The organism is Streptomyces sp. CRN 30, assembly GCF_034105845.1.
Genome location: NZ_JAVRHI010000021.1, coordinates 16107 through 39565 on the forward strand (window position 1 = coordinate 16107; position 23459 = coordinate 39565).

At 70.7% G+C, this 23459-nt stretch carries 24 protein-coding genes and 1 tRNA gene; 16 read left to right on the top strand and 9 right to left on the bottom strand.

The genetic code is table 11. From position 1 onward, the window contains the following. The first annotated feature begins 38 nt into the window (after positions 1-38). Positions 39-425, top strand: coding sequence for a type II toxin-antitoxin system RelE/ParE family toxin (locus tag UW392_RS02415; protein ID WP_414495460.1), 387 nt, complete (start codon positions 39-41; stop codon positions 423-425). Then, entirely contained in the window at positions 422-760 is a 339-nt protein-coding gene (locus UW392_RS02420; RefSeq protein ID WP_320773145.1) for an XRE family transcriptional regulator, read from the top strand. Before UW392_RS02415 ends, UW392_RS02420 begins: the two co-directional genes overlap by 4 nt. 327 nt (positions 761-1087) lie before the next feature. Here UW392_RS02420 and UW392_RS02425 read toward each other — a convergent pair whose 3' ends face one another. From UW392_RS02425 to UW392_RS02435, 3 genes are all read right to left on the bottom strand, one after another. Next, complete coding sequence (locus UW392_RS02425; RefSeq protein ID WP_320773146.1) at positions 1088-2452, bottom strand: 5-methylcytosine restriction system specificity protein McrC; 1365 nt, start codon at positions 2450-2452, stop codon at positions 1088-1090. 4 nt (positions 2453-2456) lie between these two features. Continuing rightward, positions 2457-4646, bottom strand: coding sequence for an McrB family protein (locus UW392_RS02430; protein WP_320773147.1), 2190 nt, complete (start codon positions 4644-4646; stop codon positions 2457-2459). 97 nt (positions 4647-4743) lie between these two features. Further along, positions 4744-4817: transfer RNA gene (locus UW392_RS02435), tRNA-Gly, on the bottom strand. 249 nt (positions 4818-5066) lie between these two features. Here UW392_RS02435 and UW392_RS02440 point away from each other — a divergent pair. The 3 genes from UW392_RS02440 to UW392_RS02450 all read left to right on the top strand — a co-directional run bounded on the left by UW392_RS02440 (position 5067) and on the right by UW392_RS02450 (position 6497). Beyond that, a complete protein-coding gene (locus tag UW392_RS02440; RefSeq protein WP_320773148.1) occupies positions 5067-5273 on the top strand; it encodes a hypothetical protein in 207 nt (68 codons plus the stop codon). Positions 5274-5354: 81 nt separating this feature from the next. Next, positions 5355-5930 (top strand): dCTP deaminase, encoded by a 576-nt coding sequence (dcd, locus tag UW392_RS02445; protein WP_320773149.1) that lies wholly within the window; start codon positions 5355-5357, stop codon positions 5928-5930. Between the two features lie 60 nt (positions 5931-5990). Next, positions 5991-6497, top strand: a complete 507-nt coding sequence (locus tag UW392_RS02450) for a phosphoribosyltransferase (RefSeq protein ID WP_320773150.1) — start codon at positions 5991-5993, stop codon at positions 6495-6497. A 20-nt stretch (positions 6498-6517) separates the two neighbouring features. Here UW392_RS02450 and UW392_RS02455 read toward each other — a convergent pair whose 3' ends face one another. Both UW392_RS02455 and UW392_RS02460 read right to left on the bottom strand, forming a co-directional pair. Then, positions 6518-6844, bottom strand: coding sequence for a hypothetical protein (locus UW392_RS02455; RefSeq protein ID WP_320773151.1), 327 nt, complete (start codon positions 6842-6844; stop codon positions 6518-6520). Positions 6845-7063: 219 nt separating this feature from the next. Beyond that, positions 7064-8131 (bottom strand): Yip1 family protein, encoded by a 1068-nt coding sequence (locus tag UW392_RS02460; protein ID WP_320773152.1) that lies wholly within the window; start codon positions 8129-8131, stop codon positions 7064-7066. A gap of 156 nt (positions 8132-8287) precedes the next feature. Here UW392_RS02460 and UW392_RS02465 point away from each other — a divergent pair, with 156 nt between their 5' ends. Then, positions 8288-8740 (top strand): hypothetical protein, encoded by a 453-nt coding sequence (locus tag UW392_RS02465; RefSeq protein ID WP_320773153.1) that lies wholly within the window; start codon positions 8288-8290, stop codon positions 8738-8740. Between the two features lie 73 nt (positions 8741-8813). Here UW392_RS02465 and map read toward each other — a convergent pair whose 3' ends face one another. Both map and UW392_RS02475 read right to left on the bottom strand, forming a co-directional pair. After that, a complete protein-coding gene (gene map, locus UW392_RS02470; RefSeq protein WP_320773154.1) occupies positions 8814-9587 on the bottom strand; it encodes a type I methionyl aminopeptidase in 774 nt (257 codons plus the stop codon). A gap of 54 nt (positions 9588-9641) precedes the next feature. Beyond that, positions 9642-10325 carry a hypothetical protein gene (locus UW392_RS02475; RefSeq protein WP_320773155.1) on the bottom strand — a complete coding sequence of 228 codons (684 nt, stop codon included), beginning with the start codon at positions 10323-10325 and terminating at the stop codon, positions 9642-9644. On the opposite strand from UW392_RS02475, the gene UW392_RS02480 reads away from it, so the two are divergent. From UW392_RS02480 to UW392_RS02505, 6 genes are all read left to right on the top strand, one after another. Then, a complete protein-coding gene (locus UW392_RS02480; protein WP_320773156.1) occupies positions 10324-10977 on the top strand; it encodes a hypothetical protein in 654 nt (217 codons plus the stop codon). The two genes, UW392_RS02475 and UW392_RS02480, sit on opposite strands and share 2 nt — an antisense overlap. 93 nt (positions 10978-11070) lie before the next feature. Beyond that, complete coding sequence (locus tag UW392_RS02485) at positions 11071-11814, top strand: GntR family transcriptional regulator (protein ID WP_320773157.1); 744 nt, start codon at positions 11071-11073, stop codon at positions 11812-11814. Between the two features lie 307 nt (positions 11815-12121). Further along, positions 12122-13213, top strand: coding sequence for a phosphotriesterase (locus UW392_RS02490; protein ID WP_320773158.1), 1092 nt, complete (start codon positions 12122-12124; stop codon positions 13211-13213). Between the two features lie 5 nt (positions 13214-13218). Then, positions 13219-14175 carry a phosphotriesterase gene (locus tag UW392_RS02495; protein WP_320773159.1) on the top strand — a complete coding sequence of 319 codons (957 nt, stop codon included), beginning with the start codon at positions 13219-13221 and terminating at the stop codon, positions 14173-14175. Positions 14176-14187: 12 nt separating this feature from the next. Beyond that, a complete protein-coding gene (locus tag UW392_RS02500) occupies positions 14188-15306 on the top strand; it encodes an NAD(P)/FAD-dependent oxidoreductase (protein WP_320773160.1) in 1119 nt (372 codons plus the stop codon). A gap of 4 nt (positions 15307-15310) precedes the next feature. Next, entirely contained in the window at positions 15311-16249 is a 939-nt protein-coding gene (locus UW392_RS02505) for an alpha/beta hydrolase (protein WP_320773161.1), read from the top strand. Between the two features lie 65 nt (positions 16250-16314). Here the strand turns inward: UW392_RS02505 and UW392_RS02510 are convergent, their stop codons facing one another. Continuing rightward, positions 16315-17229 carry an MBL fold metallo-hydrolase gene (locus UW392_RS02510; RefSeq protein WP_320773162.1) on the bottom strand — a complete coding sequence of 305 codons (915 nt, stop codon included), beginning with the start codon at positions 17227-17229 and terminating at the stop codon, positions 16315-16317. Between the two features lie 100 nt (positions 17230-17329). Here UW392_RS02510 and UW392_RS02515 point away from each other — a divergent pair, with 100 nt between their 5' ends. The 4 genes from UW392_RS02515 (at position 17330) to UW392_RS02530 (ending at position 21922) form a co-directional block, all read left to right on the top strand. Next, entirely contained in the window at positions 17330-18976 is a 1647-nt protein-coding gene (locus tag UW392_RS02515; protein ID WP_414495462.1) for a CocE/NonD family hydrolase, read from the top strand. A 236-nt stretch (positions 18977-19212) separates the two neighbouring features. Beyond that, complete coding sequence (locus UW392_RS02520; protein ID WP_320773164.1) at positions 19213-20046, top strand: type II CAAX endopeptidase family protein; 834 nt, start codon at positions 19213-19215, stop codon at positions 20044-20046. After that, the gene (locus tag UW392_RS02525) at positions 20043-21233 is read left to right on the top strand and encodes a sensor histidine kinase (protein ID WP_320773165.1); all 1191 of its coding nucleotides are present in this window, start codon (positions 20043-20045) and stop codon (positions 21231-21233) included. The genes UW392_RS02520 and UW392_RS02525 overlap by 4 nt, the downstream gene beginning before the upstream one ends. Continuing rightward, positions 21230-21922, top strand: a complete 693-nt coding sequence (locus UW392_RS02530) for a response regulator transcription factor (protein WP_320773166.1) — start codon at positions 21230-21232, stop codon at positions 21920-21922. Before UW392_RS02525 ends, UW392_RS02530 begins: the two co-directional genes overlap by 4 nt. A 124-nt stretch (positions 21923-22046) precedes the next feature. On the opposite strand, the gene UW392_RS02535 is transcribed toward UW392_RS02530, so the two are convergent. Continuing rightward, complete coding sequence (locus UW392_RS02535; RefSeq protein ID WP_320773167.1) at positions 22047-23324, bottom strand: acyltransferase; 1278 nt, start codon at positions 23322-23324, stop codon at positions 22047-22049. Positions 23325-23459 lie beyond the last annotated feature (135 nt).

Consider the following 23459-nt stretch of genomic DNA (forward strand, 5'->3'; position numbering starts at 1 on the left):
TCGCTTGAGTGTCGGTTCATGTTAACGCTTGCATTAATATCGGCCTCGTGGCTCAATGGGAAGTGGTCCTGGTCGCGGAGGTAGCGGCATGGTTCGAAGCGCTGGCCGAAGAGGACTGGGACAGTGCCGAGCAGGTGGAAGACGCCATCGACATGCTGGCGGCCACAGGTCCGACTCTGGGGCGTCCGCTGGTCGACCGAATCAAGGGTGCTGCCAGCCATCACCTGAAGGAGCTGAGACCGGGTTCGTCCGGAAGCAGCGAGATCCGGATCCTTTTCGCTTTCGATCCAGTACGCCGGGCCGTGCTGCTGGTGGCCGGTGACAAGGCTGGGGACTGGCAGCGCTGGTACGACGCCAATATCCCGATCGCTGAGAAGCGCTACCAGACGCATGTGATCGATCTTGAGATCAGGGAGTACGAATGAGCGCAGTCGGTTGGGAGGAGACCAAGCGCAGGGCGCGCGAGCGGCGCGAAGCCGCTGGGCTGCCGGTGCGTTCTTCTTCGCAGAAGCAGGAAGCCATGGCCAGGCTGACCGCGGAGGTGCGTGCCCACAAGCTGGCGGAGATCCGGCGTGAACAGGAGCTGACTCAGCGCCAGGTCGCCGCGTCCATGGGAGTTTCGGCTCCCCGTGTCTCCGCCATCGAGCACGGCGAGCTGGACCGTGCCGAGGTGGCCACGCTCAGGGCCTATGTGGAGGCACTTGGAGGCCGGCTACGCGTGGTCGCGGATTTCGGAGACGCGGAGTACATCGTGGCCTGAACAGGCTGCCGCTTTTACCTGCCTGGCTCGGCTCTCTGCCCTCTTCTGTGTGCAGTGGGTGACGAACAACTTACTCGCATGACCTGGCCGAGGCCGATCTCCCCCACCAGGGGGGGGCGCCTGGGGACACCAGTCGACACGTCCCCTTCCCAGGGTCGGGTTGGTGCGTACGCATCTGCGCTGTGCCCGTCGTCGCGCGTGCCCCGTGACACCGGCTAAGCCACTGGGAGAACGCCGAAGTCCGTCTCGGCGTCCAAGCCGTGGCCTGCAGCAGCGTCCAGGCCGGTCGCGAATCACCGTGTCGGCCGATTGTGCCGCTTGAACGTGTCAGGTGTGTTGTCCCGGCAGGCTGGGGATGACGCAGCTGGCGGGTGTGTGGCTGTCGGGCTGAGGAGGAACCGGAGAATGCGGCTCCGGGGGTACGAGGGAACCGGAGAATGCGGCGATCGCTTCCCGTAAGGGCCCCACCGCGTCGCTCGGGGCGGTCCCGGTATCAATGCCCAGTACCTTGATGAGACCCAACCGTCCACGAGGGCCTTCGACATGCAGGACGCGCTGCGTAGGGCCGTCCGGCGAGGGATGGATCACCAAGGCGAGTGGCGTCTCAGGGTCCGTGTAACCGGCGATGTATGTGAGGAGCTGGTGGCGGTCGGTGGCCGAGAGCTCCTTCGTCGCGTACCGCTTGTACTTTGCGTCCACGGCCAGGAACCGTGCAGTCGTGGTCGCCCCCGAGTAAGGGGGGAACGCGAGCAGTACGTCGGGTCGGAAAGGTCCGAGCGAGCCGTCGAGTGCAACGTCGGCCATGGTCCGGATGGCTCCCTCAGCAGGTCGGGCTTCCCGACCACCCAGGCCGGCCGCCGCCTCGACGGCCATACGCCGCACGACTCTCTCCCACAAGACATTCAAATTGAGCAGCAGGCTCTTCGCCCCGAAACCGTATGGATTCAGAAGGTCGGTCACTCCGCCACCACCGAGCACCATCCGGGCCCATGCGTGCGCGGCTCGGTAATGATGATTCAGGGTGGTGTACTGCCCTCGCGCGAGCAGGGGCAGGGCGTCCAGTGGCCGCGGGGGGCATGGGAACCGGGTCGCCGCGTCGAGCAGCCGACGTGTCAGCCCGGCGTCGGTCGACCGCTGGGCGGCCGCAGTGAGTGCGGCCCCGCACACCAGGTTTTCCCAGCCGCCATCCTCATATTCGAAGGTGCGCAGGTGCAGCCGGTCGACTGCCCCGAAGCAACGGGTCGCCTGTTCCTCCACGTCGAGTCGTCCGCGCAGGGATGTGTCGATGCGCTGTCGGCGCACGTAGTCCCGGCGCAGCCCGCGACGGAGCAGCACAAGACACTCGTGCAGCAGGGCGGTGGGCACCAGCCCGGCGTACCCGTCACGGCCGAGGGGCCAGCGCCGCAGCGTTTCGTCGGGTTCGCGCTGGCCGCCTGCGTAACAGAGCCAGTCGATCAGCCGCGTGCCCGGCACCGCGAACTTCGGCCGCAGTACCAACCGCACGCGGTCGAGCTGCAGTACACCAGTGAGTGCGCGGGCCTTGAGGAGATAGCCGTGACGGCCCTCGGTCACGGTCACCGCCCTGGTCGCGCGAAGCCGGTCAACGTCGTTCTCGGACAGCCATGTGTACGGGACAGTGACGTTCTCGTGTTCTCCAAGAGGAATTTCCTGCTGAGTAGCGTTCCTGCCCATCGCGTCATGCCCCCGGCTGGACGTCTAGCTCCTGATTGCCGCTCTGCCCTCCTGAAGTGGGGCCCGCAGTCCCGAACTCGGCGGCCAGAAGACCGGGAAGATCTTGAGGGTTCGTCTGGACGACCCGGCCTGTGAGGTCATCCACCAGAGTGCCCAGCACGCTCCTCAGCAGTTCGGGCTGTCCCAGGCAGTAGTCCGACACGAGCGGCACCATTTCATGGTGGAACGCGTATGAAAGCTGCTCCGCGGTGACGAGCGGTTGGTCGCCGGCCAGTAGGTATGCCTGGCCGAGTAGATGGTCGGGTCCGAAGGCGACGTCCAGTTTTGCGTTCAGGCCCTCAAGGAAGTCGGCGAGCCCGAGTCCCTCGATCTCGCCGTCCAGGACATCCAGGTCCGGCGGAACGTCGACGAAGGCGAATCTGCGACGGATCGCCGCGTCGATGTGGCCCACGCTGCGGTCGGCGGAGTTCATGGTGCCGATGAGGCGGACGTTCGGCGGCACCGTCTGCTGTCGGCCGCTGGTCGGCAAGGTGACGGAGACGGAAGCTCGTTTGTCGAGCTCCAGCAGAGTGATCAGCTCTCCCAGGACGCGTGGCAGATCACCTCGGTTGATCTCGTCCACGACGATCAGGAAAGTGTCGTCGGGTGCCTTTTCGGCCGCTGTACAGACCCGACGGAACAACCCGTCCGTCATGGTGAGGTTGAGTCCAGACCCATCGGCCGACGGATCGGGCTTGAAACCCTCGACGAAGTCCTCATATCCGTAGGATGGGTGGAAGGTCACCATGGTGAGACGAGCCGCATCGGCGTCCTCGGGAACACTGGACAGCGCGGAGAGTGTTGCCGCACGGTCTTCCGGTGGGGCTTCGATCTGATTTGCGTGTCCTGCCAGGGCCAGCGCTACGCTGAGCGCCAGGCGCGTCTTTCCGGTACCGGGCGGGCCTTGGAGTACGACCTGGCCCTTGTGGTCGAGCAGATGCATCACCGTGCGTACCATGCCGGAAAGTTCGGCGTCGGTCCCTGCATCTGGAGCGCCGACCTCGGCGGACGGCACTTCACGTCCTCGCCGGATTTCCCGCCATAGAGTGTCGGGCACCTTCGCGAAAGTCTGTTGCCAGGCGTGTCGGGGCGAGTCGAAAAGCTGGGAGTACGAGGTATCCCAGTCCACTCCTACAACGTGTTGATGTGTCTCCAGCTCCGTATTGTAGGTATAACCGTCAGTGACGGTCCCCAAGGCCAGCACCTCCGACTTCCCTCTGTTGGCGACGATCGGATCCCCCGGTTCGACATCGCGGAAGGCGAGCAATTGCCGGGCAAGCCGGAGGTTCCCCCCGGTGCTCTGTGGCCAGTACTGGTCCAGCGCTTCCTTGAGATCCTGGTCAGTGTCGTACTGGCCAAGGCTGCCGAGTTCGTCCCAGGCGACCCTGATACGGCGGTTCGCGAGGCAGTCGTCCCACAGGCGGGCACCCGCCCCCGGTGCGATCTTCCAGACCTGGCGATTCCTTGGCCGTGGGTCATGGAAGGCGTACAGAAACTGCATCACCTCATGGAGGCGCCACCCTTCGAACTCCTGTGCCTTCTGCGCAAGAGCGAGCAGCTCACGGTTGGCCCGCCAGGTCGGTACGCCGGCGGAGTAGGCGTCACGCGGTCGGCCTCCCAGCAGCGAGGTGAAGTGACGGATGTGTGCGGCGGAGAAGATGGGCAGGAACTCGTCGGGGAAGTAGACCGCCAGCGCCTTGGTGGCCAGCGCCTGCCCGTACGTGAGCGAGCTGAGTTCGTCGATACGCTCGTAGGCTCCTGCGGATGCTGCTGCGAAAGCGGTGACGAACTCGGTGCGGATCTCCGCCCACGCCTCACGCGCGTCAAGCCCGCGCAGCGCACTGGGCGCGATGCGCCACTCACCCGTCCGGTGCTGATAGACGATGTGCTTCTTCGCACTACCGCCGCGGATGCTGCCGATCTCGTTGGTGCCGTACTCCATCAGACGGCAGAAGGAGCGCCCAGGGTTGTCGTAGGCCGAGGGACCTAACGCGTATCGCTCCAGCGGAAGGTCAGGCCAGGTCGCCAGTGGAAACTCCCCCAGTACCCGCTGCCGTTCTTCCTCAGCTTTGTCGGCGGCAAACCCTGCCGCCTTCCGATCGAAGGTTGCGATGCGCTGTTCGAAGCCGTCCCAGAGATCCCCACCGTCAGCCATGCGAGCATTCTGCCGTCCTTCCGCCGCAGGCGATGTACCGCTGCGGAGAACCGCGGACAACAAAAGAGGCCCAGATCTCTGACCTGGGCCTTCTTCATGGAGCGGGTGACGAGAATCGAACTCGCGCTCTCAGCTTGGGAAGCTGATGTTCTACCATTAAACTACACCCGCACAGCGAGCGGACCCCGGTCGGAACCGGTGTCCGGATGCTCGGTCACTCTACCCCATGCCAGGCCCCCGGTGTTCGATCCGAGGGGCCTGAAGTCGTGTTCGGGGGGTGGTACGGGGCTGCGGGCGTGCCGAGTTGGGGCGTACGGTGTGGGGCGCCGGAGAGGGGTCGGGCGGGAGCGGAGTGCCGCCTGGAGAGTCGTTCCTTCTATCCCGTACTGTGGCTTTTGTCGTCTATGTCGTCAGGTAGACATGATCAGACGCGGCTCTTGGGGAAGGGACTTGAAGGACTTGATGGAGCGCACCGTCGTCCGCTGTGCCGATGGGCACGTGTTCAGCACCTCTTCGTTCCCGATGCAGCAGGCCGAGCGGCTCGGCCCCGGCCGGCTGCTTCGCTGTCCGCGGTGTGCGCGGCTGCGGAGCGTCGTTCCGGTGAGCATGAGTTACGAGAAGCGTTAGCGGAGGACACCAAACGGGCTCGTCGAAGCGCGCGGTGCGGCCGATTGTGGCTGCTCCGCGCGCTTTGCGTATCCTCGGGGCGTGCTTCTCTCAGACAAGGACATCCGGGCCGAGATCGACGCCGGACGGGTCCGGATCGATCCCTACGACGACTCCATGGTTCAGCCGTCCAGCGTCGACGTGCGCCTCGACCGGTTCTTCCGGGTGTTCGAGAACCACCGCTACCCGCACATCGACCCGTCGGTCGAGCAGGTCGATCTGACGAGGCTGGTGGAGCCTGACGGCGACGAGCCGTTCATCCTGCACCCCGGTGAGTTCGTGCTGGCCAGTACGTACGAGGTCATCTCGCTGCCCGACGACCTCGCCTCGCGGCTGGAGGGGAAGTCCTCCCTCGGGCGGCTGGGGCTCGTCACGCACTCCACCGCCGGGTTCATCGACCCCGGCTTCTCCGGGCACGTCACGCTGGAGCTGAGCAACCTCGCCACGCTCCCCATCAAGCTGTGGCCCGGCATGAAGATCGGGCAGCTGTGCATGTTCCGGCTCAGCTCGCCGGCCGAGCACCCCTACGGCAGCGAGCGGTACGGGTCGCGGTACCAGGGGCAGCGGGGGCCGACCGCCTCCCGGTCCTATCTGAACTTCCACCGGACCCAGGTCTGAGCCACCGCTACCCGCGTACCACCCCGCACCACCGATACGAAGACCACGAGGACACAGCGCATGAGTGACGTACGGGAGAACCTGGGCTACGAGGAGTTCGGCACCGCCGTGCGTGAGCTGGCGCAGTCGATCGCCGACGACGGGTTCGAGCCCGACATCGTGCTCTCCATCGCCCGGGGCGGCGTGTTCGTCGCGGGTGGGCTCGCCTACGCGCTCGACTGCAAGAACATCCACCTCGTGAACGTCGAGTTCTACACCGGCGTCGGCACGACGCTGGAGATGCCCGTCATGCTCGCGCCCGTTCCGAACGCCATCGACTTCTCCGACAAGAAGGTCCTCATCGCCGACGACGTCGCCGACACCGGCAAGACGCTGAAGCTGGTGCGGGACTTCTGCCTCGACACGGTCGCCGAGGTGCGCAGCGCGGTGATCTATGAGAAGTCCCACTCGCTGGTGAAGTGCGAGTACGTGTGGAAGCGGACCGACGACTGGATCAACTTCCCGTGGAGTGTCCTGCCTCCGGTACGTCCGGCCGGTGTGCCGGTCGCGCCCAACACCGAGGCGTAGGGCGCGACCGCGGGGCCGCGTCACCAACGGGCCCCGTGATGGGCGCCGTGTGTGCCGTGGCACGCATGGCAGACCCCGTGTTCATGGCAGTAGTCGTGGTCGTGGTGGTGAGGTGGGCGAGTGCGTGGACTGCCTCGTCGGGCACTCCTGCGGCCCCCTCCGCCGCGTGGGCGGCGGAGGTTCAGCACCAGTTTGAAGAGCGTGTAGCCACCGATGAAGGTGAGCGCCACCGTCACCGCGAAATTGACCGTCACCTCTGGTTTCAGGGCGTGCGCGAAATCCATGACCAGGTCGTGGATGAAGGTCTTGATCTCTTCGACGTCCACGTCGTTCGCTGCGGCGTACATGATGTGTCCCCCGTACGGGCCGTGAGGCGTCGGTGCGGCGCCTCGTAGCCACCAGTGCACTGCCGCTCGGCAAGGGCGGATGGGCCGGGGACGTGGTTTGTGGCCGGATGGCCGTATTCGTTACGGGGCACGGCCATACGGGTTTACAGCCGTACCGCATACGGAAACCCCCGGCGCTTTCGCGCGCCGGGGGTTTCTCGTGGCTGTGTACGACGTGGGTCAGAACGTGCCGAGCTTCACCAGGGACAGCAGCGCGATCAGCTGGACCGCGGACGCGCCGAGCGCCTTTGGCCAGGGCAGGTCGTGGGAGCGGCTGACCATCAGGGTCAGCAGCGCGCCGCCGGCGACCCAGGTGATCCAGCCGAGGATCTGGACGAACGGCGCGTCGCCCCCGGCGAAGATCGCGACGATCAGACGGGGCGCGTCCGAGATCGTCATGATCAGCATGGAGAGGCCGACCGTGGGCTGCCACGCGCCGTCGCCGCCGAACTGGCGGGCCAGCGTGTGGGTGACCACGCCCAGGATGAACGCCGACAGCACCATCACGATGCCGGTGACCAGCACGATGGGTATGGCGTTCGAGAGGGTGGCGTTGATGGCGTCCTCGCGGGCGCCGTCGAAGCCGAAGACGGCCAGCAGACCGTAGACGAACGTCACGACGAGGGCGGGGCCCCACATCGTGTAGTCGCGCATCTGGAGGAAGGTGCGGTTGGGGGCGGTGACGATGCCCTTCAGCAGGTCCTTCCAGTGCAGCCGGGGGCCGATCGGGCCGGCCGGCGGGGCCGCCGAGCCCGCGCGGTAGGTGTCGCCCTGGTTGTACGGGTCCTCACCGACCGAGAACGCCTGTGTGTGCCCCGGGTTGTTGGCGGCGTAGGGGTCGTGCGGGGCGCCGTGCGGGCCGCCCTGCGGGTAGCCGGGGTCCCCGAAGTACTCCGGTTCACCGTGCCCGCCGGCGCCGCCATGACCGCCGGAGCCGCCGGGGCCACCGCCCTGGCCGCCGTAGCCGCCGCCGTTCGCCTGCGGCCACTGGCCGCCGCCGGGTCCGCCGGGTGCGCCGTACGACTGCTGCGGAGGGTACGGCTGCGGCGCCGCGGGATAGCCGTACGACTGTCCCTGCGGCGTCTGCTGCCCGTGCGGGGGGTGGTGCGGTCGCGTCTGTGGAGCGCCGCCGTTGTCCCGGCCGCGTCCGATCCTGAATCCAGCCACGCACACGAACGTACCTGGTCCCTGAGAGTGACGTGCCGGACCCGGGCCCCGGGACCGGCCTTTGCGGCCGAGCTGTGACATCCCCTACGGGTACGGGACGGAAGCGTCGGCCTCTCCCCTAGGGGTGTTCCGAGCCCACCCCGTCCTTCACCCGGACGGCCCCCACCGGCTCGCCGCCCCCGCCCCCTCCCCCGACGCTCGGACTCTCTGCCGTGTCCATGGAGATCGGAGTCGACCATGACCGACGCGCACAATCCCAACGGCGCCCCGCACAGCGGCGGACGGCCCTCCCGCCTCTCGGGCGGCGGCACGGACGCCTGGGCGTCCGGCGGGGTCGTCTTCGCCGGTGTCCTGATGCTGATCGAGGGCGTCTTCGGCGTCTTCAACGGCATCGCCGCCATCGCCGCCGACGACGTCTACACCGACATCGGCGACTACGTGTTCAAGTTCAGCCTCACCGCCTGGGGCTGGATCCACCTGGTCCTCGGCGTGCTGGTGGCCGTGACCGGCTGGGGCATCCTCAAGGGGGCCGCCTGGGCGCGGGGGCTCGGCGTCGCGCTGGCGAGTGTGGTGGTGGTGCTCCAGTTCGTCTGGCTGCCGTACCAGCCGATCTGGGCGATCATCTCCATCGCGGTCGGGGTGTTCGTGATCTGGTCGCTGTGCACCGATCACGGGGACCGCGTGCGGTGAGCGCGTGCGGTGAGCGCGTGCGGTGATGGCGTGCGGTGAGCGCGTGCGGTGAGCGGCCCGAGCGGTCGCGTCGCTACGTCCTCGGCAGCGTCAGGATCTCCGCCCCGTCCTCCGTGATGGCGATCGTGTGCTCGCTGTGGGCCGTACGGCAGCCCGTCGCGCTGCGCAGGGTCCAGCCGTCGTCGTCGGTGACGAGCCTGGCGGTGTCGGCCATGACCCAGGGTTCCAGGGCGAGCAGCAGGCCGGGGCGGAGCTTGTAGCCCCGGCCGGGGCGGCCGGTGTTCGCGACGTGCGGGTCCTGGTGCATGGTCGAGCCGATGCCGTGCCCGCCGAACTCGGTGTTGATCGGGTAGCCCGCCGCGCCGAGGACCGTGCCGATGGCGTGCGAGAGGTCACCGACGCGGGCGCCGGGACGGGCGGCGGCGATGCCCGCGGCCAGCGCGCGCTCGGTCACCTCGATCAGCGCGACGCTCTCCGGGGGCCGGGTGTCGCCGACGACGAAGCTGATGGCGGCGTCGGCGGCGACGCCGTCGAGGGACACGGCCAGGTCGAGAGTGAGCAGGTCACCGTCGGCCAGGGCGTAGTCGTGCGGCAGGCCGTGCAGGACCGCGTCGTTGACGGCCGTACAGATGTAGTGGCCGAACGGGCCGCGGCCGAAGGACGGCGCGTAGTCGACGTAGCAGGACACCGCGCCCGCCTCGGTGATCATGGCCTTGGTCCACCGGTCGATGTCGAGCAGGTTGGTGCCGACGGTGCTGCGGGCCTTCATCGAGTGCAGGATCTCGGCGACCAGGGCGCCGGTCTCCTTCGCCCGGGACAGCAGGGTGGGGTTCAGGATCTCGATCATGTGGCGCCCTTCCTCGACGCGACCAATAACTATACCGGCCATACTGTACCGGTATTAGAATGGTGTTCCGTGCCAGCGCCACGCGGTGAGCCGGGGCCGGCCGGGCAGTTCGGCCCGCCCGGTGGCCCACAGCAGGGTGGGCCAGGGGTCGGTGCCGGCCGGCGCGGAGCGGAACAGGCGGGCGAGCACCCGGGCGCAGAGACCGGCGGGCGGGTCCCAGCCGAGACCGAGACCCCGCGTCAGGTCGTCCGTGTGCACCAGGGTCTCCACGATGCCCATCGCGGCGAAGCCCTCCGGGTCCGAGGCACCGAAGACGTGGTGGGCGCGGACGTCCGGCGCCGCGGTGCGCACCATGGCGGCCAGCAGCGCGCCGCTCGCCTCCAGGACCTCCAGCAGGCCGTCGGGACCGGCCTCCCGGTCGGCGTGGACGACGTTCGCCGGTCCGCCGGGCCGCCGGGCCGTCCACACGAAGGGGACCTCGCGGTCCGACGGCGGGGTACGGGGGCCCAGTTGGGCGGCGTAGGCGAAGAGGTCGTCGGCGAGGTGCTCGGCCGTCTCCCAGCGGTCCCACTCCAGCGAACCGGCCCGCTCCGCCCACGCGGACGACGGCACCCGGCGCAGGACGTCCACCGCGAGCCGTATCGCGCGGTCCAAGTCGTCGGCGGTGACGGGCTCCCTGGCCGGTGGATGTGTACGGGGACGCGAACGGGGACGCGTCTCATCTGCTGATCCGGACATGGCAGGACCGTACCCCCGCCCCCGTTTCCCCGGCCCGCTCGTCTGGCCGGACCCGGCGACCGTCCGCGTCGATGTCGTGCCGGTCCCGGAGCCGAAGCCGAAGCCGGCGGTGAAGAACCGTACGCACCTCGACCTCGCCACCTCCTCCGCCGCGCACCACGCGGCCGTCACCGCCCTGAGGAGGGCGGGCCGTCGCCACCGACAAGGGGCCGTCCCCGCCGCCTACGTCGTGCGCAGGGTCCGTGCCACCAGCAGGGCGCAGCCCGCGACCGCCACCCCGGCCGCTCCCACCGCCCGGACCTTCGCCGCGGACGGCGCCTCCATGAATCCGCCCGACGCCCGCCACGACATCACCGACCACCGCGAGTGGGCCGAGAACAACGACCCCGTGCTCAGCCAGGAGCCCGTAGACAGGAAGGAGAGGGAGGAGCCGATGGAGGCGACGGACAGGGCGCTGCCGATCGAGCCGATCGACAGCGCCGAGCCGACGGAACCCACGGACAGCACCGAGCCCACCGAGCCGATCGACAGCACGGAGTCCTGCGACCAGAGGGACAGCACCGAGGTGGCGGAGGAGCATGCGGGGAGTTGTGCCTTCGACTTCGTCTTCGGCTTCATGGGCCCATCCTGCCCGCTCGGACGGACGGTGTGAGGCCCCCTCGTCCCTATGATGAGATGTCACGGTCACTCGGCCGTCGAACGCGTCACCCGGCCGTCGGATTGCGTGCGGAAGGCCCGAAGACCCATGGCGAACGGCGAACTCGATCTCTCGTCCGGGGTCCCGCTGTACCGGCAGATCAAGGACATCCTGCGGGATGAGATCACCGGCGGTGTCGCCGACCCGCGGACGCCGATGACCGAGGCGCTGCTGCTGGAGCGGTTCGAGGTGAGCCGTGCGCCCATCCGGCAGGCGCTCAAGGAGCTGGCCGACGAGGGGTTCGTGTACCGGCGGCAGGGCAAGGGGACGTTCCCGGTGCCCGGTGCCCGGGTGCAGCGGCCGGCCGATGTGCGGCCGGGGGCGCTGTACGAGTACCTCTCCGAGAGCGGGCTGCATCCGGCCTCGCGCGTGTCCGGCATAGAGCGGGTGGAGCCGCCCGCGCGCATCCGGCACCGGCTGGGCATCGAAGCGGACGAGCGACTGCTGCGCTTCACGCGGCTGATCCTGGTGGAGGACGAGCCGCTGGTGGAGGCGGTCGTCTACATCCGGGCGCCGGAGGAGTTCGCTCCGGCCGCCGCCGAGCTGGAGGACAAGGGGTCGGCGTTCCAGCTCCTGGAGCGCGGGTTCGGGATCACGCTGGACCGGGCCGAGCACGAGGCGTGGGCGACGGCGGCGACCGCCGAGCACGCGGCGACGCTCGGGGTCCGCGAGGGCAGTCCGCTGCTGGTCATCGAGACGACGTTCTTCACCGTCGGTGGTCTGCCCGCGGGATGGCGCTCCGCGGTGCACCGGGCGGAGGAGTTCAAGTACCGGTTCGAGACGCGCGGCTGAGACCGGAAGGTCCGGGAGGACCGGGAAGGTCCGGGAGGGACGGGAAGGTCCGGGAGGGACGGAACCGGGCGGGTCGGGTCGGGTCCGGTTCCGTCGGCCACATCTCCGGTTAACCCTTGACTTTAACATTACAATATATCAATATGCTGCTGCGACAGCCGCTCCCGTACGGCTGCACAGCAGTGGACTACGACCCGCCCGGCCGACGTCACGGACGACACTGACGTCACGGACGTCGGGTCCCCCGGTGCACTGCCTTGCCGCGTCACGCCGCATCCGGCCTGACGCCGATGAAAGGACGTGCCCAATGACGGGCGCACAGACGGCCGCGAGCCGCACCGTCACCACCGTCCTCGGCCCCGTACCCGCGGACGACCTGGGCGTCGTCGCGGTCCACGAGGCACTGCTCTCCGTGGTCCCGGGCGCCGAGCACGCCTACGACATCACCCTCGACCGGGCCGGGATCTTCGAGACCCTGGCGAAGAAGCTGGCGGACTTCCGCGCCCACGGCGGCGGCACCGTCGTCGACAGCACCGGGATGTTCCACGGCCGCGACGTGCGGCTGTACGAGGCGCTCTCGCGCTCGACCGGCGTGCACATCGTCGCCTCCACCGGCATGGGACCCGAGGAGCTGCTCGGCGGGTACTTCCTCACGCCGCAGACCGATCCGCCGGCGCCCTGGCCCGCCGAGAAGTTCGCCGACCTGTTCACCCGGGAGATCACCGAGGGCATGGTCGTGCCCCGGGTGGAGCGCCGCGGCCCCGCCGGGCTGGTCGCCGCCACCGCCACCCGCGCGGGCATGACCGCGACCGACGAGAGCCTCCTGCGCGGCGCCGCCCGCACCGCGCTCGCCACCGGCGTCCCGCTCTCCGTCCGGTTCGGCGCCGACGCCCCGCACGACCTCGACGTCGTCCTCGACGAGGGGCTCCCGGCCCACCGCGTCGTAGTCGGCGGCCTCGACCGCAGGGACGCCGTGGACGCGGGCGCCCCGTCGGCCGTCGCCCGCCGCGGCGCCTACGTCGCCCTCGACCACGTGGGACTCGACGACGACCCCGCGTACCTCACCGACCGCGAGCGCGCCGCCCTCCTCCTCGACCTCGTCGCGGCCGGGCACGCGGACCGCGTCCTGCTCTCGGTCGGCTCGCCCGGCGTCTCCGTCGGCGAGCCCGCCCGCGACCTTCCCTACAGCCACGTCTCCTCGGTGTTCGTCCCGCTGGCGAAGTCCCTGGGGCTCGGCGACGACGACGCCCGCCGCGTCCTCGTCGACAACCCGCGCGACCTGCTGACCCCCGCGGTCACCGCGACCCCCGCCACCGCGCCCCCCGCGGCCCCCGCCACCGCGACTCCCGCCATCGCAGCCCCCGCGGCTCCCGCCACCCCCGCACGAGAAGGCGAGTAGGACCCATGTCGAAGGTGAACACCGTCCTGGGCACGGTCGCGGCGGAAGAGCTGGGGATCGTGGCCGTCCACGAGCACATCGGATACGGCATGCCCGGCTCCGAACTCGACACCAAGTGGTGGAAGTCGCCCGAGCAGCGCTACGAGGAGACCGTCCCGAAGCTGCGGCGGTTCCACGAGTACGGCGGCGGCACGTTCGTCGACGTCACCGGCATCTGCAACGGCCGTGACGTCGACTACTACAAGTCGCTCTCCGCGAAGACCGGCGTCCACATCGTCGCCTGCACCGGCTTCGTCGGCGGCGACACCGCCCTGCCGTTCTTCGCGCGGGCGAGCGTCGACTACCTGACCCGGCACTTCACGCACGAGATCACCGTGGGCATCGGGAACACCGGCTCCAGGGCCGGTGTCATCAAGGTCGGCGTCAGCCGCGGCGGCCGCATGACCGAGCTGGACAAGCGCATCTACCGCGCCGCCGCCCGCGCCTCCCTCGCCACCGGCGTGCCGGTCCTCACCCACCTCGCCATCGACGCCGAGAACGCGATCGCGATCTTCGAGGAGGAGGGGCTCCCCCTGCACCGCGTGCTCTTCGGGCATGTGGACGACGGGGTGAACGCCGACAAGACCCGCGACGTCTGGATCGCCGACCAGGGCGGCCGCATCGGCTTCGACACCTTCGGCTACGAGACGGAGCTGCCGGACCCGCCGTTCTGGGCCCGGCCCCGCCAGGAGCGCCTCGACCACTTCCTGCGGTTCCTCGACGGGGGCCGCCGGCTGGGCCAGGTCCTCGCCTCCGCCGACGCCAACTGCAGCCCGCTCGGCTGGCCCGGGGTCGAGGGCCACACCGTCAACTACATCTTCGAGGACCTCATCCCCGACCTCAGGGCCGCCGGTCTCGACGAGGCCGCCATCAGGACCGTCTTCGTCGACAACCCCGCCGACTTCCTCTCCCTGCACAAGTAAGCGAGAACGACCATGCAGTCCTCCGAGCTGAAGAAGTTGAAGATCGCCGTCGTCGGAGCCGGGTACGGCGGGGCGGCCACGGCCAAGGCCCTGTCCCTGCTCGGCGCCGACGTGAGCGTCTACGAGCAGGCGAGCAGCATCCGCGAGGTCGGCGCCGGCATCGGTCTGCGCCCCTCGACCGTCGCCCGGTTCCACGAGTGGGGCATCTTCGACGCGATCGCGAGGGTCAGCTCCCCCAGCGACCGCTTCGAGATCCTCTCGGCCACCGGCGAGCCGATCATGCGGGAGACCTGGCCCGCCCACGGCGAGCACACCAAGACCCACCTGATCCACCGCGGCGACTTCATCGACGCCCTGCTCGGCGTCCTGCCCGAGGGCATGGTGAAGCTCGGCCACAGGCTGGAGACCGTCCGGGACGACGGCGACCGCGCCACCCTCGTCTTCGCCCACGGCGAGAGCGTCGAGGCGGACCTGGTCGTCGGCGCCGACGGCATCAAGTCCGTCGTGCGCACACAGCTGTTCAGCGAGGCGGAGCCGGTCTTCTCCGGGGAGCACGCCTACCGCGCCGTGATCTCCGTCGACGACGCCCGCTCCATGGTCACCGACGACAACCTGCGGATGTACATCGGCAAGGGCACCAAGATCTACCTGCTGCCGCTGCGCCACCGCGGCCAGGTCTCGTTCGACATCACCGCGCTCTGCCCGGACGGCACCTGGGCCCCGGACATCACCAAGGACGACATCCTCGCGACCGTCCAGGGCTTCGACGAGCGCCTCGTGGAGATCGCCCGCGGCCTCGACCTCGCCACCGTCAACTGCCGCGCCGTCTACGACATCGACCCCGTCGACACCTGGCACTCCGACTCCGTCGTCCTCATCGGCGACGCCGCCCACTCGATGCTCCACCACCAGGGCCAGGGCGCCAACTCGGCCATCCTGGACGCCGGCGCGCTCGCCGACGCCCTGCGCGACGCGGCCACCCTGCCCGAGGCCCTCGCCCTCTTCCAGGCCACCCGCAAGCCGGTCACCGACGAGTTGCAGCGCATCTCCCGGCAGGGCTGGACCGAGGAGGAGATCGACGACGTCTTCCCCGGTCAGAAGCCGGCCACCGAGTCCCAGGACGGTGAGTGACACCATGCCGATCCACCCCCGGATCGCCGAGATCCTCGCCACCCTCCCGCCGCAGGACCACAGCGCGCCGCCGGACCCCGGCGCGCTGCGCGCGGCCGAGGCGGCGCGGGTCCCGGCCCCGGCCGACCGGCTGCCGCTGCACGCCGTCGAGGACGTCACCGCCGCCACCGCCGAGGGCGACGTGCCCGTACGGATCTACACGCCGGCCGCGGCGGACGCGTACGGCCTGCTGGTCTACTTCCACGGCGGCGCGTTCTTCTCCGGCAGCCTGGACACGCACGACGCCGTCGCCCGGTCGCTGGCGAAGGAGACCGGCCACAAGGTCGTCTCCGTCGGCTACCGCCTCGCCCCCGAGGCGGCCCACCCGGCCGGGCTCCGGGACTGCTACGGCGTGGTCCGGTGGGCCGCCGAGCACGGCGCGGAGCTGAAGTGGGACGGCGGGAACCTGGCGGTCGCCGGTGACAGCTCCGGCGGCACCTTCGCCGCCGCCGTGACGGCCCTCGCCCACGACGACGGCTTCGACCGCATCACCCACCAGGTCCTCTACTACCCTTCCGTGGACCTGGACTTCGACGGCGCGCTCGACGAGGGCCGCTACCCGTCGCTGCGGGAGAACGCGGAGGGGTACGGCCTTGAGACGGCCGGCCTCAAGCCGTTCAACTCCTTCCTCCTGGACGGCGGCGCCGACCCGGCCGACCCGCTCGTCTCCCCCGTCCGGCGCGCGGACCTCACCGGGCTGCCGCGCGCCCTGGTCGTCACCGCCGAGTACGACCCGCTGCGCGACGAGGGCGAGCTGTACGGGCGGCGGCTGGCGGAGGCCGGGGTGGAGACGACGGTCAGCCGGTACGCGGGCGCGAACCACGGGTTCGTCGTCAACTTCGCGTGGATCGCGGAGTACGGGCGGGTGTTCGCGCAGACGGCGGAGTTCCTGACGCGACGCTGAGCGGCGGACGGGGCGGGAAGGGGGGCGCGCACCTGCGCGCCCCCCTTCTCGTCACCGGCTTCCCGTCACCGGTAGCCGTGCAGCGTCGTGAAGAAGGGCGACGGTTCGAGGGTCGGGTCGCCCGTGTAGCCCAGTTCCTCGGCCACCGCCGTGAACGGCGCGTACGGCGAACCGCTGCCCTCGTCCCGGGGGCAGCGGCCCGCCGCGTCCGCGACCCGGGCCTCGGTCTCCAGGCTCTCGTCGAGCGCCCGGCGGGCCCCCTCGGCGTCCAGCCGGACCTCGTAGGGAACCCCGTCGGCGCTCCGGTAGGGGTGGCCGAGGAACAGTTCGCGCGGGCGGATCTCGTCGCGCAGCCGGCGCAGGCTCGCGCGGTAGGCGGCCGGGTCCTCGTAGCCGGGGAAGCCGTTGGCCGCGCCGTGGATCTGCACGGCGTCGCCGACGAACGCGGCGCGCCGCCCGTCGAGGACGTAGGCGACCGACCCGGCGGTGTGGCCGGGGACGTGGTGGGCGGTGACGGTGACGTCCCCGCCGAGGGAGAGGGTCTCGCCGCCCTTGAGCAGCACGTCGGGCTCCATCTCGCCGGAGATGACCGCCTCGGCCGTACGGGTCTGCGCCGCCTCGCCGTCGGGGTCGTCGAGGTAGCCCTGCCGTACGGACAGGTACTGGTCGACGTGGGCGCGGCGGGAGCGCAGCAGATGGGCGTCGGCCTCGTGGACGACGACCTTCGCGCGCCGCCCGGTCAGCTCCCACAGGGCGTGCGCGCCGCCGAGGTGGTCGATGTGGCCGTGGGTGAGCAGGATCCAGCGGATGTCCCGGACGTCACGGCCGAGTTCCGCGAGGGCGGGGGCCATGCCGTCGGCGGGGGAGGAGGCGATGCCGGTGTCCACGACGGCCGGTTCGGGCGCGTCGATGTAGAAGCTGTAGAGGCCGAAGCGGCCCCAGGGGGACCACAGCGGGTGGATGCCGACGTCCTGCGTCATGCGTCTCTCCTTGCGCTAGTATTAACATAATAATATGAGTTAACCGGGAAGAGGCCACGCCTTGGAGAAGATCAGCGTCCGCAAGGACCTCCGCGTGCCGATGCGCGACGGCGTCACGCTCGCGGCCGACACCTACAGCGCCCCCGGCGACGCCCCGCGCCCGGCGCTCGTGGCGCTCAGCCCCTACGGCAAGGAGCTCCAGGCCCTCGCCCTCACCACCCCGCCGCAGCGCCGCCCCAGCCCCATGTGGGACGGGTGCATCGAGGCCGGCGACATCACCCGCGTCGTCCAGGAGGGGTACGTCCACGTCATCGGCGACCTGCGCGGCTCGGGCGGCTCCGAGGGCGAGCACATCGGCAACTACAACGCGGGCGGCGTCCCGCTGGGCCAGGACGCCCACGACTTCATCGAGTGGGTCGCCGCGCAGCCCTGGTGCGACGGCAACGTCGGCATGATCGGCATCTCGTACTTCGGCTCCATGCAGGTGCTGGCGGCGGCCGAGCGGCCGCCGTCCCTGAAGGCGATCTTCGTCAGCGGCGGGCACTACGACTTCTACGAGACGACGTACCACGGCGGCGTCATGTGGTTCATGCCGCGCGCCGCGCGGGAGGGCCGCGGCGGCGACTCCGGCTGGGCGTTCACCGACCGCGTCAAGTCCCGGATGCTGGAGACGTACTCCCCCGAAGAGATCAAGGAGCGCGTCGCGCGGCGGCTAGCCGACCCCGACGTGGCCGCCTGGCCCAACCTCGTCCATGTCCTCAACTACCCGAAGAACCACGAGGCGTGGTTCGACATCGTCCTGAACGAGGTCGACGGCGACTGGTACGAGGAGCGCAACCCGATCACCCTCGCGCCGGAGATCGACATCCCCGTCTGGCTCCAGATAGACCAGGGCCGCGGCTGGACGATGGACGGCACCATCGAGCTGTTCCACGCCCTGAAGGGCCCGAAGAAACTCGACATCGGACCGTACCCGCCGATGCAGTCGCGCCCCTTCGTCGAGGAACACGACAAGATGTTCCGCTGGTACGAGTACTGGCTGAAGGGCGTCGACAACGGCGTGATGGACGAGCCCGCCGTCACCGTCCACGTCGAGGGCTCCCGGGAGACCGTCACCGGCGCGCAGTGGCCGCCGCGGGAGACCGAGTTCCGGCCCCTCTACTTCCGGCCGCGCCGCAAGCTGTCCCCCGAGCCGGAGCCGATGGCCGCCGAGTACGCCGCGCCCGACGGCTTCTACCAGGCGCCGCTGACCGTCACCGACAAGGTGGAGATCCTGCGCTGGTCCACCGCGCCGTTCACCGAGCCCACCGGGCTGATGGGCCAGGGCGCGGCGCACCTCTTCGTGGAGATCGACCAGCCCGACACCAACCTCGTGCTGCGCCTGTGGGACGAGGGCCCCGGCGGCGGACGGCAGCTCGTCACGACCGCCTACCTCAAGGCGTCCCACCGCGAACTGGACGAGGAGCGCACCACCGAGGGCGACCCGTACCACCCGCACACCCGCGCCGTGCCGGTCGAACCGGGGAAGATCGAGGAGTACGTGCTGCGGATCTACCCGTTCGCGACGACGTTCCTGCCCGGCCACCGGCTGGTCGCGGAACTGTCCAACGCCGAGCCGCTCGCCGACGACCACAACGCGCTGCTGCCGCCGGACGCCTTCCACCTGCCGGTCGGCCGCCCCGTCACCCACAAGCTGTACCGCGACGCGGCGCACCCGTCCCGGCTGGTACTGCCGTTCACGAAGTAGCCGTCATCCGCAGGCGGCCGTCATCCGCAGATGGCCGTCTCCCGGAAGCGGCCGTCATCCGCAAATGGCCGTCTCCCGGAAGCGGCCGTCCCCGGGAGGCGGCCGTCCCCCGTGGGAGCTACGCCGAAGTGCGCTCCGTGAGGTGACGATCTCCGGGCGCGGAGTCCGTAGCGTCGTCCCGGCCGCCGCGCCCTCACCGCCGGCGGGTACCGACACACGCGTCCCGGGTGGTTCACATGAAGTTCGTCTGGCAGCTCCTGACGGTCGTGGCGGTGTCCGCCGCCGGTGGGCAGGGACTCGCCGCCGCGGCGGACAACCCGTACCTCCAACTGACCCTCGGCGGCGCGACGGCCGTGCTCGCGGTGTTCCTGTACGGCTGGGTGGTCCGGCGCACCGAGCACCGCCCCGCCGCGGAGGTGTCCCGGGAGGGAGCCGCGTCCGCGTTCGGCCGGGGCCTGCTGATCGGCGCCGCGATGTTCACGGCCGTCATCGTCAACCTCCTCACCTCCGGCTACTACGACGTCGACGGCCTGGGCTCGCCGAAGGGCGCCCTGGGCCTGTTCGGCTTCATGGCCGCCGCGGCCGTGACCGAGGAACTGCTCTACCGGGGCGTGCTGTTCCGCTGGGTCGAGAAGCTGACCGGCACCTATCTCGCGCTGGTCCTCACCGGGCTGCTCTTCGGCGCCTCCCACCTGCTCAACCCGCACGCGAGCCTGCTGGGCGCCGCCGCCATCGCCATCGAGGCCGGCTTTATGCTGACCGCCGCCTACGTCGCCACCCGCAGGCTGTGGGTGGCGATCGGCATCCACTTCGGCTGGAACTTCGCCGCCTCCGGCGTCTTCAGCACCGAGGTCTCCGGCAACGACACCCCGCAGGGCCTCCTCGACTCCGCGACCTCGGGCCCCCGACTCCTGACCGGCGGCGACTTCGGCCCGGAGGCGAGCGTCTACTCGGTCCTCTTCGGCGTCCTCGTGACCATCGCGTTCATGTGGCTGGCCCACCGTCGCGGTTACGTCGTCCCGCCGCGCCGTGCGGACCGTGCGGCCGCCGCGCCTACGCTCGTCCGGTGACGGTTCTCTCCCGACTCCGCCGCCGGGTCCGCGGCTTCGACGTGACGGCCTGGTATCTGCCGCTCGGACCGCTGCTGCTGGCCGGCGCGTTGCTCCCGTCGCTCCAGGGCCACGGCACGCGGCTGGGCGGGGTGCCCGACCGGCCCTTCGACGCGCTCGCCGTGGCGGTCATCGCGCTGGAGAGCCTCCCGCTGATGCTCTGCCGCCACCGGCCGGTGCTCTGCCTGACGCTGGTGTCGGCGGGGTTCGCCGCCGACCAGCTGCTCGGCTACCACTCCCTGGCGGGCACGGCTCTCGCCCTGGCCCTGCTGGCCGCGAGCGCGCAGGTGACCCGGCACCGGCGGGCGACCGCGCTGGCCTTCTCGGTGGCGTACGTACCGCTGGCCGTCGCGCTCGCGCACCTGGGCAGGGGCGAGTCGGCGACCGGGTTCGCGATGTTCTACGTGGTGACCGCCCTGGTGTGGGGCATGGGCTCGTGGCTGCACGCCGCGCGGCTCGCCGAGGTGGAGCGGCGGCGCCGGGTCGCCGAGGAGACCCGTACCGCCGAGCGCGCCCGCATCGCCCGCGAACTGCACGACGTGGTCACCCACCACGTGACGGCGATGGTCGTGCAGGCGGAGGCGGCGCGCTACCTGACCGCGGCGCCGGACCGTCTGGACGAGGCGCTGAGCGCCGTGTCGACCACGGGGCGGCAGGCCATCGGCGACCTGCGGCACCTGCTGGATCTGCTCAATCCGGACCACGGGGCCGGCACGGGCGCGGCCCTCGTCGTCCCGGGTACCGTCCTCGCCCTGGTGGAGCAGACCCGCCGGGCGGGCCAGCCGGTGGAGTTCACCGAGGAGGGCGCCCCGCCCGAGTCGGCCCGCAGCGCCGACCTGGTCGCCTACCGGGTGGTGCAGGAGTCCCTGACCAACGCCCTCAAGCACGCCCGCGGCGGCCGCACCTCGGTCAGCGTGCGCCACGGCGAACGGGAGATCACCGTGGAGGTCAGCACGGAGGGGCCCGGTGACGGCCGGGCGGTGTCCCCCGTGTCCCCCGTGTCCCCCGTGTCCCCCGGCGGGAGCGGGCGCGGCCTGGCCGGGCTGCGGGAACGCGTCGGTGTCCTGGGCGGCGAGTTCGACGCGGGCAGCCGGACCGGCGGCGGGTTCACGGTGCGGGCGCGCATACCGGCGGGGGGCACGTCATGACCGCGGCCCCGCCGGCACCTCGTACCGCTGCGGCGCCGGTCCGGGTCGTGGTCTGCGACGACCAGGTCCTCGTCCGCACCGGCCTGGTGACCATCATCGACGCGCAGCCCGACCTGGAGGTGGCCGGCGAGTGCGGGGACGGTGAGGCGGCCGTCGACCTGGCCGGCCGGGTCCGCCCGGACGTCGTCGTGATGGACATCCGGATGCCGGGCCTCGACGGCATCGGGGCGACGCGGCTGCTCGCGGGGGCGGGGGTGCCGCGCCCGGTGAAGGTCCTCGTGGTGACGACGTTCAACCTCGACGAGTACGTCTACGACGCGCTGCGCGCCGGGGCGAGCGGGTTCCTGCTGAAGGACGCGCCGCCGGACCGGCTGCTGCACGGCATCCGCACCGTGGCGACGGGGGCGGCGCTCCTCGATCCCGAGGTGACGCGGCAACTGGTGGGCCGGTACGCCGCCCGTATCCGGCCCGCCGGGGACGGACCGGCGCCGGACGTCCCCCTGACCGCCCGCGAACTGGAGGTCCTGCGCCTGATCGCGGACGGCCTGTCCAACACGGAGATCGCGGCGGCCCTGCTGATCAGCCGGGAGACGGTGAAGACGTTCGTCTCCCGCATCCTGGCCAAACTGGGCCTGCGGGACCGGGTGCAGGCCGTGGTGTACGCGTACCGCCATGGCCTGGTGACCTAGGCGGGCCGGCCTCGGTTCAGGAGCGACCGCACGGCTCGGTCACCGCGGGGACTGCGATCCCCTGACGCCGTACCGCTTCTGTACTGCTGTCCCTCAGCACCGTTCCCCGCGCTTCCGCCGGCGTTCAACCACCGCGCGCCCGTCCTCGGTCAACCGATGAACGCGGCCCACGCGGTGCGGCTCGTCCGGGCCGCCGGGAGGCGCGGCCCCGGCGCTGGAACGGTGACTCGATCACGTAGTACGAGATCAGGGCCAGTACGCCCGTGAGCAGGACCGTCGCCGGGAGGCGGCCCTCCTTCATGCCCAGGGACGCCAGGAAGCGGACGACGGGGTAGTGCCACAGGTAGAGGCCGTAGCTGAGGTTGCGGCCGGTCCAGGCGAGGGGGGCCACGGAGAGCAGGCGGGAGAGCCGACCGTCGGGACGTAGCTCCAGCTCGGTGACGAGGGTGGCGGAGACGGCGGCCACGGCGAGGAACCCGGCGGTGTACCACGCGGCCGTCCACGCGCCGGCGTCCTGGGTGACCGGCATCCGCCAGGCGGCGAGGAGGAGCAGGGCCAGCGCGGGCCAGGCCAGCCGGGCCGCCGCGGTGCGCAGCGACGCCAGCCGGGGGTCGTCCGCGCGGAGGCGGGCCAGGAGTACGGCGACGAGGGCGCCGGCGAGGAGCTGGTCGGCGCGGGTGTCGGTGCCGTTGTAGATCCGGTGCGCGGCGTCGGGGTTCCACAGGAACCAGCGCCACAGCACGGGCAGTACGCACAGGACCGCCGTGCACAGCAGCACGGTCCGGGCGCGGAACCTGAGCAGCAGGGCCAGCAGGAGCAGGGGCCAGAGCAGGTAGAACTGCTCCTCCACCCCCAGCGACCAGGTGTGGGCGAGCGGCCCGGTGAGGTCGGAGTAGGGACCCGGCTCGGCGGCCCGTACGAGGTTGACGACGAACGTCGCCGACAGGGCCGCGGCCTTCCGCGCGCCGTCGAACCCCCACAGTGTGGTGGTCGCGTCGAGCGCGGCGCAGACCGCGCAGAGCGCCAGCAGCGCGGGCACGAGCCGCAGCCAGCGGCGCCGGTAGAAGGCGAGGAGGGCGATGGAGCCGGTACGGGCGTACTCGGCGAGCAGCAGCCGGGTGATGACGAAGCCGCTGATGGTGAAGAACAGGTCCACGGCGATGGAGCCGCCGGGCAGCAGCCCCGGGTCCACGTGGTAGACGAGTACCAGCGCGACGGCGAGCGTCCGCAGTCCGTCCACGCCGTCGACGCGGCCGCGGCGCGCGAGCGCGGACGGGAAACCCCGGTGGGTGCCTCCCGACGCCGGAGCGCCGGGTCTGCGCCGGCCGGCCGGCGCGCGGGTCGGCGCCTTCGCTCCCGGGCCGGTGGCTGACGTCGTCGTCGACTCCGGTGCCTCGGCCATGAACGGGACGCTTCCCCTCTGCCGGCTGCCTGGCGGTGACCCGTGGCACCTGCCCAGGGAGCGTGCTCCTATGCCTCCCGTCCCCCGCCCGTCCCTCGTGTGACCGACGGAAGCCGGTCGTACGGGGGAAGGCCG

Coding starts and splice junctions, on each gene's coding strand:
- UW392_RS02420 (WP_320773145.1), top strand. CDS start 422: ATGAGCGCAGTCGGTTGGGAGGAGACCAAGCGCAGGGCGCGCGAGCGG.
- UW392_RS02520 (WP_320773164.1), top strand. CDS start 19,213: ATGAAGTTCGTCTGGCAGCTCCTGACGGTCGTGGCGGTGTCCGCCGCC.
- UW392_RS02510 (WP_320773162.1), bottom strand. CDS start 17,229: ATGACGCAGGACGTCGGCATCCACCCGCTGTGGTCCCCCTGGGGCCGC.
- map (WP_320773154.1), bottom strand. CDS start 9,587: ATGATCGAGATCCTGAACCCCACCCTGCTGTCCCGGGCGAAGGAGACC.
- UW392_RS02530 (WP_320773166.1), top strand. CDS start 21,230: ATGACCGCGGCCCCGCCGGCACCTCGTACCGCTGCGGCGCCGGTCCGG.
- UW392_RS02480 (WP_320773156.1), top strand. CDS start 10,324: ATGGCAGGACCGTACCCCCGCCCCCGTTTCCCCGGCCCGCTCGTCTGG.
- UW392_RS02450 (WP_320773150.1), top strand. CDS start 5,991: ATGAGTGACGTACGGGAGAACCTGGGCTACGAGGAGTTCGGCACCGCC.
- UW392_RS02500 (WP_320773160.1), top strand. CDS start 14,188: ATGCAGTCCTCCGAGCTGAAGAAGTTGAAGATCGCCGTCGTCGGAGCC.
- UW392_RS02495 (WP_320773159.1), top strand. CDS start 13,219: ATGTCGAAGGTGAACACCGTCCTGGGCACGGTCGCGGCGGAAGAGCTG.
- UW392_RS02440 (WP_320773148.1), top strand. CDS start 5,067: ATGATCAGACGCGGCTCTTGGGGAAGGGACTTGAAGGACTTGATGGAG.
- UW392_RS02465 (WP_320773153.1), top strand. CDS start 8,288: ATGACCGACGCGCACAATCCCAACGGCGCCCCGCACAGCGGCGGACGG.
- UW392_RS02425 (WP_320773146.1), bottom strand. CDS start 2,452: ATGGGCAGGAACGCTACTCAGCAGGAAATTCCTCTTGGAGAACACGAG.
- UW392_RS02490 (WP_320773158.1), top strand. CDS start 12,122: ATGACGGGCGCACAGACGGCCGCGAGCCGCACCGTCACCACCGTCCTC.
- UW392_RS02485 (WP_320773157.1), top strand. CDS start 11,071: ATGGCGAACGGCGAACTCGATCTCTCGTCCGGGGTCCCGCTGTACCGG.
- UW392_RS02535 (WP_320773167.1), bottom strand. CDS start 23,324: ATGGCCGAGGCACCGGAGTCGACGACGACGTCAGCCACCGGCCCGGGA.
- UW392_RS02505 (WP_320773161.1), top strand. CDS start 15,311: ATGCCGATCCACCCCCGGATCGCCGAGATCCTCGCCACCCTCCCGCCG.
- UW392_RS02475 (WP_320773155.1), bottom strand. CDS start 10,325: ATGTCCGGATCAGCAGATGAGACGCGTCCCCGTTCGCGTCCCCGTACA.
- UW392_RS02430 (WP_320773147.1), bottom strand. CDS start 4,646: ATGGCTGACGGTGGGGATCTCTGGGACGGCTTCGAACAGCGCATCGCA.
- UW392_RS02515 (WP_414495462.1), top strand. CDS start 17,330: ATGCGCGACGGCGTCACGCTCGCGGCCGACACCTACAGCGCCCCCGGC.
- UW392_RS02455 (WP_320773151.1), bottom strand. CDS start 6,844: ATGTACGCCGCAGCGAACGACGTGGACGTCGAAGAGATCAAGACCTTC.
- UW392_RS02460 (WP_320773152.1), bottom strand. CDS start 8,131: ATGTCACAGCTCGGCCGCAAAGGCCGGTCCCGGGGCCCGGGTCCGGCA.